Raw genomic sequence first — 11,693 nt, forward strand, 5'->3', positions numbered from 1 at the left:
CTCTTCGGCTCTGCTCTCTAGATGCCTGGCTGCCTGCTGCAATAATGTATTTCGGTCCGCATCATGGGGGCCCGTAATGACCGTCTCCGTTTCGGATTGGGTAACGGCGCGCGATTCAGGGCCAAAAACATCCACTAAATAGGCGGATTGCCCGTAAAAGATAGCAGCCCGCCCGGAAAGAATCCCTTTAATGATTTGCTTGCTGTCCTCATTTTTGGAAAACTGGCTTTGCTCCAACAAGTCGGATACTTCATCTTCACCAGCCTGCATTATCGGGGTTAATACGTCGCGAGTCAGCTTGTCCATATCCATCATGGGACTAAAGTACACGATATCAACTTGAAGTTTGGGGTAAGCTCGATGCACCAGATCGGCGCAATCGTCAAATTGCTCCAGCGTATGTTGAAGGGATGGTCTTTCATTGTTTTCCGTGTATGGTGTGACAATCGCTTCCTGTGATTTAGATTCATCCTTGAGCATGGCTTTCCATAGTTGTTTGATAAATGACATTTGTCGGTCCCCTTGCAGCACGGTTTATGAATCTTTCTCATCATTTTCGCCATCTCGCAGAACCCATATACTTGAGAATCGTTGCGCATGCGTATATGAGCCAATGTCGGCAAAAAGCGAAAACTCCCCTTCGGACGGCTGCACAGTCGCTGTGCAGCCGCAGGAAGAGGAGCAGATCCTGCCGTTATTTTAAGATGATCTCAATTGAAATTATGTCCCGGTTCAAACTCAAACCGCTGTGCCGCTTCGTCAAGCTGGCCGTCAAACTGGTAACGTCATCCGCTATCCCTTAACAGATCAGCCTGCAGCGAAGAGTTACCTTTCATATGAGTGGTTCGACAACTTGCCGTCACGAACTCATGTCTTCCTGCCAAAGAAATCTCAATGATGCGGCACCTTCATCAGCTGTACCGGGCCAATCCAACCCGGACGGGAAGGACTTGCCGTCGTAGCGGTTGGCCAGGCTGTTCGTGACGGACACACGCAGGCGGTTCGTTCCGGGAAGCACCGCCGTTTCGGCAAGGTCAAAAATGTAAGGCTTCCACATCCGGACCCCCGCCTCCCTGCCGTTCACCTCGAGCTGAACGAATTCATGAGCATCGCCGAGATCAAGCAGGAGTTCCGACCACGCGGACGGGTCTGCGAGCTCGAGGCTCCGCTCGTAAACAACGGTTCCCGAGAAGTGGTCCATCCCTTCCCAATGAGTCCATGACGACAGCGAAGGGAGCTCCCCGGTCCATGGACCATCCATCACCTGCCAGCCTTCCGACAGGTCCTCCACCGATACGTCCCCATCCCTCTTGCTTTTCGCCGGCTCCACTCTGAAGCCTGTCCCTTGGTCATCCGAGGCCGGATCCACGGCAAGGATGATGCATTCCCTGCGCTCTATACGTAAGTCAACGATCTGTCCATCCTCTGTTCGAAGCGTCCCCGCTGCTTCGCATTCCCCTGTCCAAGGCCGCCAATATTCCGCCGTACCGGTGTGGTTGATCCGCAAGTTACCTTCGTATCTTTGTTCGCCCTCATTGACGATGACATAGAAACAGATATCGTTCTTCATCACCCGAGTGATCCGAATCGCTTCCGCGGCGGGTTCGAGCCTATGCTTCCAGCCCAGCCTGCGCCCCAGCGCTTCCGGAACCTCTTCGGCACGGCTTACCTCGACCTGGCCGATATGCGCGCTATCCTTTCTTTCAGGACTCCATTCGATGATCACCCCGCCCTGATCGGCAAACGTCCTCAGGAATTGCAGGCTGGACGGCTCAAGCCGCAGGGAATCCTCAATCAGGAGCGCTTTATACCGGTAACCGGCAATCGCGATCGTCCCGTCCTCTAACTCGCAGGAGGTGTTCAGCAGCGATTCCTCCAAGTAATTGAACTCGATCTGCTGCTCATACAGCGGCTTGACGATTTGCCAAGGCAGGTGCTTGGCACCCGCCAATACGGCGACCTCCGCTCCGTTTACGCCGCCCGTCATCATCCAGCTCATCCGCTTGATGTACCTTGCGAACCGGCCGTATTCCGGCCACCATATGTTATGAGGCCCGACATCCGGCGGACGCTCGTCCCTGCGCTCCCCGCGGATGGAGTAATAAAAGGCATGCGGGCTGATCAGATTGACACCCCGGACGAACAGCCAGTCCAGGTACCATTTCATATTGTCGGCGGTCAGCGACCAGCCGCCCTCGATTCCGCAAACGCCGAAGCACTCGTTCAGGTTTCTTCGTCTTCCCCGGTGGCGGGCGGCATCCGATGAGCACTTGCCCATGGTGCTGTGCACGCCGGTGAGCGACTTGCCGTCTTCGGGGGCGATGTACCTCCAGACGACATCCTGCCCGGGAATATGAAAATGCTCCAGCAGCCCGATGTCGTCGCTTCCCGCCGGATGACCGGTAAGGCTGATGCCGTGCGCTTCGCACCAATCGGCGATCTGCTTATAATACGTGCGGCCCAACCGGTTCCGGACCGCCGTTTCGTAGGCTTCGCGGATCGAAGCGGCCGAGTCTCCCGTCTCGAACCACAGCGCCGGCAAATCCTGCTCGCGAAAGCCGCCTTCGATAAGCTCATTCAGGAAGCCGTTCGTCCATGGCTTCAGACCCCTGATATGGCCGCGGCCGAGCAAATCCGGTTCGTCGGTGAAAAAGGCGAATACGGTCGTTCCAAAATAGCGATGCAGCCTTTGGTAGTATCTTTCATGCGTTATAGTAATAAAGCATTTTACCGCATCCGGATTCAGCAAATCGGCCGCTAATGGAGCGTCCGGCTCGCCATCGTCCTGTCCGGGATGAACGCCGCGGATGGTTCCCCGCGATGGAGTCTCGATGAACAATAAAACCGACCAATTTCCTACGGCCGGCGGCGTGAACGACACGCCGTCGTTCTCACATTCGAGCACGATTGCCGTTTCAACTTGAGCCTCACCTGCAGACGGCTTGATGACGGCTTGAACCGACACCAGCGTCTCCCCTGGGGACAGCGCGATGGGAACCCTCACGGGGCCTGATCCTTTATCGCATGGAATCTCCTGAAGCCGCAACCCCCGGCTGGCAAACCCGGGATTCTCCTGCACGACGAGTCCGCAGGCAGAGCCCGAAGGATACATCCCTTCATCATACAGAATGACCCGCATCCCCAGATCGGCGGCTTCCGATACGGCAGTTTCAACCAAGTCCATGTATTTCTCCGACAAATAAGGGATCTCTCTGGGCATTCCCATCCGCGGGTGAATGACGAACCCTGCCACCTCTTTGGCATAAAAATCATGGAGTTGGCGGATGATTTCCTCCTCGGTCAGGGCATCGTTCCAGAACCAAAAAGGAATAGGGCTGAATTCAGCAGGCGGATCGGCAAACTGCTGTTTAAGATTTTCGATTTCCGTCATGAACTGCACCTCATTTTCACGTTGATCAGCAATCCATACCTGTAGAAATACGCATATGGAATTCTTTTTAGGAAGCGGTTTCAATTCAAACTACAACGATCTTACCGTCATGCAGTGGAAAGGACAATATTAAAATAGTGTGAAATCATATAATAATTTGGACTTCAGGGCTGCGCCTCCCCAGAATATCACCTGCTGCCGGACGTGAAAAAAATCAAGTTTTATGATTATCTGGTGTCGTGAATATCCCCGTGCATCCTGTTCCCCAGAAGAAATAAAGCCGCCGCACCGGGCAGCATGTGCTCCAGTACGGCGGCACCCATGCCAATACCGTATTACTTAATGACCATATCCCCTGGTCCCCAGTATGCCTTCATCGAAGCGATGCTGCCTTGTTCGTCGAAGGTCATCACTTCAATGACCGGTATGGAAATGGTTTTCCCTTCAGCTGAGGTCGTAATTTGCAGCGCCATGGCTCCCGAATTGCTGTGAGATCCCCGTATGGGTCCCTCAAGCCGGATTCGGGTATTTCCATTAACCACCTTTTTGTAAAATTCAGCGATTGCGGATTTCCCTTCTACAGCCGGTGAACCGACCGGATCTTCCACGGTGGCTTCTTCCCCGAAAAGGGAAAGCACGCCTTCCACATCGTCCTGATTGAAGCGGTCAATGTACTGTTTCATCACGGTTTTGATCACGTTTTCCTGCGGCATGGTTCCCCTCCTATGAACAGATTTTTCATGGGTTATTTGCGATGCTCGCCCAAATGGTATTGTATACCTCCCTTCGTCCGTATGCCAATGGAGCGCACCTTATTCATGAAAAGCAGGGTCGGCCTCCTGTTAACAGGCGCTCTCTTTCCACCCATTTTTTTTCGGACTATTTAGTCAAAATATTATTGACCATTTAGTCCGGAATTGTTATATTAGGTCCATACCTTTGGCGAATTGCTAAACAGGTCCAATCCACCGCAGAAAGCGAGGCATCTGAAATGAGCACGATTTCTTACGCACAAGCAGAAACGATCATGCAATTGTTCACAGATCGTATTAAGAACAAAGATTATGAAGGTTTTCTAGATTTATTTGATGAGGATGTCATTTTCGAATTCCCTTACGCGCCTGAAGTGCTAACGCAACTTTTAAATGGTAAAAGAGCGCTGAAGGAGTACCTGGAAACGCTGGACACCCTCCTTGAGATTCGTTCTTTTACCGAACCGCTTATCCATGTATCGGCGGAATCTCCGGTATTTATCGCCCAGTACAAAGGAAGCGGGACGGTCCTCGCAGATGGTAAACCATACGAGCAGAAGTATATTTCTGTCGTAGAGGTTAAGAACGGAAAAATTGTCCGGTTTCAGGACTACTGGAACCCGTTAGCACTTTGATCATCATCCAAACGATAAAAAAGGAGCTGTTCTTATGCATACCGATTCATCCAATCGCATTCTAATCACGGGAGGACAAGGAAAAACTTCCTCCCGCCTCGCCCAGCTTTTGATCAACCAAGGCTGCTCCATCCGGATTGCCGGACGAAGTCCGTCCAACATGGAGAATGCGCTGGCAGACCATGTTCGCTTTGACTGGTACGACGATTCCACCCACGAAGCAGCCCTGCAAGGTGTTGGTGCCATTTATCTCGTCGCCCCGACGGGCATGCACCCGGATAAAGTCATGATCCCTTTTATCCGCAAAGCACTGGCCGCCTCTGTCCGCCGCTTTGTCCTGCTGTCCAGCGCATCTGTCACGGAGCAGGGGCCGGTCTTCGGCCCCGTCCATCAGTACCTGAAAGAGCATGTGCCTGAGTGGGCCGTGCTGCGGCCATCCTATTTCATGCAGAACTTTACGGAAGCAGGACATGGCCATACGATTCGCCAGCAGGGAGAAATCATCACCGCAGCCGGAGACGGCAAAATCGGCTTCGTTGATGCGGATGATATTTCAGCCGTCGCCTTCCATGCGCTGACGGATAAGGAACCGCACAATACGGAGCATATCATTACGGGCCCCGAATCGCTCAGCTATGGTGAAGCCGCAGCGATAATCAGCCGGGTTACCGGCCTGGCCGTCAAGCACAGCCGCATTACGGAAGAGCAGCTGGCACAGTCGCTTACAACTGCCGGTATTCCGAATGATTACGCCGAACTCCTGGCTGATCTGGATCGCCGTATTCGGACGGAAGGCGTGGAAGATCAGGTTACGGACACGGTTCTGCGAGTAACCGGGCGGAATCCGCGGTCGCTGGAGGATTTTATCCGGGACAACCGGTGCTGGCTGGAGAAGGCTTACGTCTGAGCAACGATGTATAGTTTCGGGCTGTTGATTAACCAATAAACGCTAGCAAAAGAATAGCTCGACTTTATTACGGTCATGGAGCGGGCTTACGGCAAAGAACGATTGTTCATAAGCAGAAGAACAATCCTTTGTCATAAGTCCGTTCCTTTTCCGTAAGGGACCATCTTGCTTATGCAATAAAGATATTCAGAGGCGCAATCTCACCGCAAATAATAAATATAATAGAACGGGTAATCCTATTGCCGATAGTATTGTAATTGCAGTACGTACTTTTTTCTTATCCCGTAATATAAACATTAAAAACGTATACCCTAAAACACCGACGAATCCACCCAAACCATTTAAAATGATGTCATCAATGTCTGATGCTCCAATGCCTAAAAGACCCTGAATGATTTCAATAAATAAACTTATTATTACTATGAATAGCAGATTGGTTGTTCTTTTATTGTTCTTAAATAACGACAAATAGGTGCCGAGAGGAATAAAGATAACGATATTGCCAACCACATTAGCAAAAGCGAATTTTTTTATCGTGGCAGAGTTGCTAAATATATAGTCCTTTATACTATGAAAAGGGATGAGATTGATCGACCTATCTACAGTCCTTTGACTATTGAACAAATCCACAAGCGAAACCCTTGATAAGAACAATAATTCACATAAAAAAAGGATGTAACAAATGAACACTGCATATAAAAAGGCAGTTTCCATTCTCTCTTGTGTACTCATCATACTTCCGTTTTTCATTTTCATTTTTCCCCGCCTATGCTCCAGTGTTCAGTTCACAAAATTCACATCGGCTTTGGCTTTAAGCCGCCCTACGTGTAAAACCATTCTACTACGCTTGTAATAGCTTATTTACTCTTTAAGCAACATGAAGAAAGGCTATCCCCATGATCATGACCGATGACCACGGGATAGCCCTTTTTGTGCACCGCTTCTATTCAACATGACTTTTACTTGGATTGACGACCGACAGCACGATCTCCATGATCCCCAACAGGTTCTGTTCATCCATCCCCATCTTTGCCGCAACGACCAAGGATATCCGTTCATGCGCCAGAAAGCGGGCCAGCTCGCGGATATGGGTTTCCGGATCTATCTCGCCCCGCTCCTTCCCGCGCTCCAGCATGCTATAGAAAGCCTGCTCCACCTGTTCGGTGTTGGAGCGGATATAGGCGGCCAGCTCCTCGTCATGAGGCGCATACTCAATCGCGCTGCTGATGATAAAGCACTCCCGGCGCAGCTCCGGGTCCGCCAGAGCGCTGATCATCGCAGTGAAAGCCAGCTTCACTTTATCAATAACCACACCCGGCTGGTCCATCAATTCCAGCAAATCGCGATTTTTTCGATCCATATAATATTTGACGGCTGTCACGAACAGGTCACGCTTCGTGCCGTACGTGTCATACAAACTCTGGCGGGCGATGCCCAGCCCGGTTAGCAGGTCCGGCAGCGTAGTGCCCTCGTAGCCCCGGCTCCCGAAAACCTTCATCGCTTTATGCAGAACTTCATTCGTATCAAATGCTTTGGTTCTTGCCACGCTCAGCTCCCCTTTTCTCTCTCATCATAGGGCAAATTACGGGGAGCTGCAACGTCAGCGGCAGCTTTGCTCAACCAAACGTCCCCGTGTTTTCAGCAACGTCCGGTTTGGATGGAGCCCTCCTGAAGATCGTGAGCTTACAGGATGGCCTGAAGCTCGGAAGGCGCAAGCTCAACCTGCGGATCAAAGTCTTCGGATCGTACATATTCGATCAGGCTGTGCAGGAACTGCTTGCCCTCCGGCGTACCAATCACCGCTTCCGTATTCAGCGGACAGACGAGGAGCCTGCCGGCGCCGACCCGGCACTCGAACAAGAGGCCCAGCTTATGGTTGCGCTCAAAATTGTCAATCGTCTGAACGATCGGCGACAATGCTTGGGACAGTTCGTCCAGAATGAGCGGACGTGAGTGGGTCGCGATGCTCCACCAAGGATACGTCGAATGCGACACGCTTGGAAAATGCCGCAGTGCCGGATGCAAGTGATCGATCAGCAGTCCCATCGTACCGACAGGCACAGGCTTGTTCATGCTCTCCGATATCGACCGGAACATCGGGTAACACCAGAAATCCGTACAGTATGTGCCGTCTACAGCGGATTCCAGCCGGGCCGGGTCCGGCGTAAGCAGCAGAGACTCTCCCTGCGCAAGACGCGCCAGGACACCTGGGTCCAGTGCGGTTACCCATTGCTCGGCAGATTCATCGACAATCACTCCAGACGGGTAGAGCCAGAGCGGGTAGGTTTTACGGATATCCGTCCCGGTGATGGCGAGTGACAAGGTGACCTGTGTCATTCCCGCAGGTTCAGGAACCACAAAGGAGATATCCCCGAAATCGACGTAGTTAACGTCTTTGGATGCTTCTGCAGCCAGCGTTCCTTCGGCCAGTATCGTCCCGCCTTCCGCAACGTTCCAGACCACCTCAGCCGCGTTTAGCGGTATGCCGCGGAAATAAGCCAGTTCGACGTGAGCATTGAAACGTTCGCCGGCTGTAAAATGATATTTGTCAAAACGCGCCAGCAGCACGGCGTCGGAGCAGAACGTCCGCCACTCCTCCGGGGTCACCAAGCCCTTGCTATCCATAAAAGCATCCAGCACACCCACAAGCGCCGTCCCTTGGCCGCTGAAATCCTGGAGATCCAACAGCTGGAACCCTGCCAGCCGTCGGGACCGGAAAGCAGCTTCCAGCTCCTCCTTATAGCAGTCTACCGCCAGCTGCCCCGAGTTCCAAAAGTATGCTTCCGCCAAATGGCCAAGCCCCTTATCCTCGAGCCGTTTCCGGAACGTTTCGAAATTGCGGGCTTTGAGGGGACCCGTGTATTTTTCGATCTCGCCAAAATTCGGGAAGGTGGCATACTGTCCGATCTCGTGCGAAACGACCGGAATGCGAGGGATCAATTGTTCTTCTACGGCCGACGCCTGCACGGTCTTCGTACCTGTTCCGTACTGGATCTGGATGCTGTTCCCGGTTCCTTCCTCCGGTCCTTTACCGAAGACGGACGGCTGGATCTGCTCGTCATAATCTTTGCGGGTGCTTGGCATGTCCGTCTGCACGTGGCCCTGCGGCGCGTCACACATGGCGTACGATCCGCGGAAGAGACGATCCCGCGAGAAGCGGACGCCGCAGAAGAAATCCTCCTCCGGGAGAATGTCCGGCACGAACTGGAAGTTGTTCGATCCTTGCGTATACAATGGGCGGTCATCGAACGCTTTGTAAGCGGCAAGGATCTCACTGAGGCGCGACTTGCTCCCCCACAGCTCGTTCCCGAGCGACATCATGACAAAAGACGGATGATTGCCGAAGCTCTCCAGCATGGAGAACCCTTCCTGGATCAGGTATTCCTGTTCGGCGGCGTTATGATTCGGATCGGATTCGTCGGTGACCGGTTCCCCAGACGGCAGCTCCGGCTCCATATAGACGGACAGCAGGTATGGAAGCGNTAANAGGTTGATGCCGTACGATTTGGCAATGGTAAGCACCCGCAGCCATTCGTCAACGGTTGTCGGCGCGTAACCTGTCAACGGGAAAATGAGGCCGTCATGCTTCCCGCGCAGAAAAGTCCGGACCCCGTTAATGGTAAACTTATCGCCATCAGCCTGGAATGCCCGCAGTCCGAATACGATTTCGGTCACGTCCAGCAGCGTTCCTTCCTCGTCCTCCAGACGAAGGTTCAGCTTGTACAGGTAGGGGTCGAACTCACTCCACAGTCTGGCGTCTTCACCGAGCGGGTATGTGATAACGACCTCGCGATCATCGGAAAGGCTGAACGATTGCGCCTCCGGCCTATGCTCGGAATCGCCGTTGAATCCGGATGCTGACACGACCAGCTTGTCTGCGGAAATGCCCACGCGGCACGCCTTGACGGTGACCGAGCGGCTTGCTGCATCCGGATAGACCTGGACATTTTGCAGGTAACGCTGGCCCGTAAATTGCAGCTCGATCCGTCCGGTGATGCCGTTCCAGTTCGTCTGCGTATCCGGGGATGTGAGATGGCCGCCTTTGGTGGGGTAGTTCGTGTTGTCGACACGAATAAGGATCGTATGCGTCCCTGCCGCCAGTCCTCCGGAGATCTCGTACACATGGGGGGTGCTCAGACTGTTACAGCTGCCCAATTCCTCACCGTCGATCCAAACGGTTGTCACACGCGTACGCTCCAGGTAAAGGAAGCAGGGTAACCCTGCGAGTGATGCGTCCACTTCAAACGTCCGTGAAAACCAGGTATAGCCTTCAAAACGATACTCATCCGTCAGCGAGCCGATCTCCGCGGCTTCGTTCCGCTCCCCTTTTCGGGCATGGGATGTCGTGCCCGGGAGCTCCATCGTATCGGTGAACGGCGTTTGCAATCCGGACTTCTCCCCATCCAGTTGGAGTTCCCAAATTCCGGCTAGATTTAATGTAGTAAGCAAATGATAACCTCCTTGAGATCGTTGCGCTGCATGCAGCGCATACATAGTCATAGAAACAGAAGCTGTATAAGTTGAAAATTTGAAATGAACGATAGGAGCAAGTACGTAAAATGTCCCTACGATCACTCTTGTTTTCGGATTTCTTGATTTTATGAAATTCATCTGAGGCGGAAATCCGAAAGCCAAATGAGACCGCTTCGCTTCTTCGGAATCATTTCACTCCCTTGCTTGCATCGTTTTCTTTAGGTCAACTTATATCGTTATATGTAAGACAGACTCTCGTTTTCCTGCTCTTGCCGAGCTACGAAAACGTATTCTGAAAAATTGAATAAAGTATACCCCTAGACCTTGACGAAGGTCAATCGGCTTCTCAGATACAGTACAAAAAAGCCTGAACTCCAAATGGAGTCAGGCTTCGGCATTGCGGGTCATGTGTTCCGCACTTTGGCTGCTTGGAACGTTTCAATCAGGCTGGTAAAGCTGTTCCCGGCATATCCTTGGTCCATTCCCCGCCTGAAAATCTGGAGAACGGCAGCCGGTAAAGCAGCATCAATCCCCGCATCTTCGGCTGTATGCACGACATGCTGGACGCTCGCCACACCCATGGCCAGTCTGTCCACATCGCCGGGATGCAGCCCTTCGTCAAGGCGAGGCGTATAGAACGCGATAAAGCCCGGCAGCGACGACAGGGTCGCTGAAGCATACGGCAGAAGCTGTTCCGCCGAAATGCCGTTTGCGTCAGCCAGCGCAAGCGCATGTAAATAGCTGAGCATGGATGTCCAGAACATGTCCATTTGGATCTGGTAATACACCATGGAAAGTCCGGGATCCTCTCCCCTGTAATCGCTGCCGGTCAACACCTCCAGCGTCTCCTTATAAGCCTCAAACGCCTCCCTTGGCCCGCTGTAATACGTGTAGGATCCGGATTGGCCGATCCCTGAAGGAGGAACCTGCACGCCACCAGTGACGAGACGGGCGCCGCGGTCCGCTAGCCACTCCGCCGCCTTACGGGCGTTCGCCGGCGTGTCCGAGCTCAGGTTGACGATCGTTTTGCCTGCTAAGCGCTCTATGGCCGGTTCGAAAATAGTGTACATGACGTCGTAATCGGTGAGGCTGAGTATCGTAAGCTCATTCGCATCCAAAGCTTCGCCAACCGTCTCGGCCTGGACGGCACCTTGCTGGACAAGCTCTTCCACCTTGCCGAGGGTCCGGTTCCACAAGGTCACGGCATAGCCGCGGTCAAGCAGTACGCGCGCCATCGCCTGTCCCATCGGGCCGAGTCCGATGAGGGTGATTGATTTGGAATGGCCGGCCGCATACGAATCGCCAGCTTGACGGTTGTCATTTGGAAAACCTGTATTCATAGGTAAAGCTCCCTTCATCACGAGATTAAGCCCATCATAAAGGTTTACACTAGTGTCAATGTCAACATAAAAAAACCGGAGCATGCTTCCGGCGCTCCAGTGCTGTCTTGGCTATACGACGTTCTTTTCCCGTTGGTGAAGGCGATTTGCCTTTCCAGTAATGTCTTCAGCCCGTGCAAGGCTTCGATCTACTAG

The 11,693-nt window shown here is 52.8% G+C and carries 9 protein-coding genes; 2 read left to right on the plus strand and 7 right to left on the minus strand.

Going from position 1 to position 11,693, the window contains the following annotated elements:
- The 3 genes from CPT76_RS18495 to CPT76_RS18505 all read right to left on the minus strand — a co-directional run.
- Positions 1 to 510: spore germination protein (locus CPT76_RS18495; protein WP_146116350.1), on the minus strand; the 510-nt coding region annotated here is incomplete at its 3' end.
- A 349-nt stretch (positions 511 to 859) separates the two neighbouring features.
- Complete coding sequence (locus CPT76_RS18500; RefSeq protein WP_105443872.1) at positions 860 to 3,391, minus strand: glycosylhydrolase-like jelly roll fold domain-containing protein; 2,532 nt, start codon at positions 3,389 to 3,391, stop codon at positions 860 to 862.
- A 335-nt stretch (positions 3,392 to 3,726) separates the two neighbouring features.
- Complete coding sequence (locus CPT76_RS18505) at positions 3,727 to 4,104, minus strand: nuclear transport factor 2 family protein (RefSeq protein WP_105443873.1); 378 nt, start codon at positions 4,102 to 4,104, stop codon at positions 3,727 to 3,729.
- A 278-nt stretch (positions 4,105 to 4,382) separates the two neighbouring features.
- Here CPT76_RS18505 and CPT76_RS18510 point away from each other — a divergent pair, with 278 nt between their 5' ends.
- Both CPT76_RS18510 and CPT76_RS18515 read left to right on the plus strand, forming a co-directional pair.
- Positions 4,383 to 4,778, plus strand: a complete 396-nt coding sequence (locus tag CPT76_RS18510; RefSeq protein ID WP_105443874.1) for a nuclear transport factor 2 family protein — start codon at positions 4,383 to 4,385, stop codon at positions 4,776 to 4,778.
- Between the two features lie 34 nt (positions 4,779 to 4,812).
- Complete coding sequence (locus tag CPT76_RS18515) at positions 4,813 to 5,685, plus strand: ergot alkaloid biosynthesis protein (RefSeq protein WP_105443875.1); 873 nt, start codon at positions 4,813 to 4,815, stop codon at positions 5,683 to 5,685.
- Positions 5,686 to 5,871: 186 nt separating this feature from the next.
- Here the strand turns inward: CPT76_RS18515 and CPT76_RS18520 are convergent, their stop codons facing one another.
- The 4 genes from CPT76_RS18520 to CPT76_RS18535 form a co-directional block, all read right to left on the minus strand.
- Positions 5,872 to 6,441 (minus strand): VanZ family protein, encoded by a 570-nt coding sequence (locus tag CPT76_RS18520; protein WP_258168574.1) that lies wholly within the window; start codon positions 6,439 to 6,441, stop codon positions 5,872 to 5,874.
- 187 nt (positions 6,442 to 6,628) lie between these two features.
- Positions 6,629 to 7,231: a TetR/AcrR family transcriptional regulator gene (locus CPT76_RS18525; protein ID WP_105443876.1), complete on the minus strand. Its 603-nt coding sequence runs from the start codon at positions 7,229 to 7,231 to the stop codon at positions 6,629 to 6,631.
- Between the two features lie 137 nt (positions 7,232 to 7,368).
- Complete coding sequence (locus CPT76_RS18530; protein WP_483870057.1) at positions 7,369 to 10,296, minus strand: glycoside hydrolase family 2 protein; 2,928 nt, start codon at positions 10,294 to 10,296, stop codon at positions 7,369 to 7,371.
- A 266-nt stretch (positions 10,297 to 10,562) separates the two neighbouring features.
- Positions 10,563 to 11,498, minus strand: a complete 936-nt coding sequence (locus tag CPT76_RS18535; RefSeq protein WP_105443878.1) for an NAD(P)-dependent oxidoreductase — start codon at positions 11,496 to 11,498, stop codon at positions 10,563 to 10,565.
- Positions 11,499 to 11,693 lie beyond the last annotated feature (195 nt).

This window comes from Paenibacillus sp. AR247 (assembly GCF_002968895.1).
Lineage (GTDB): Bacteria > Bacillota > Bacilli > Paenibacillales > Paenibacillaceae > Paenibacillus_AQ > Paenibacillus_AQ favisporus.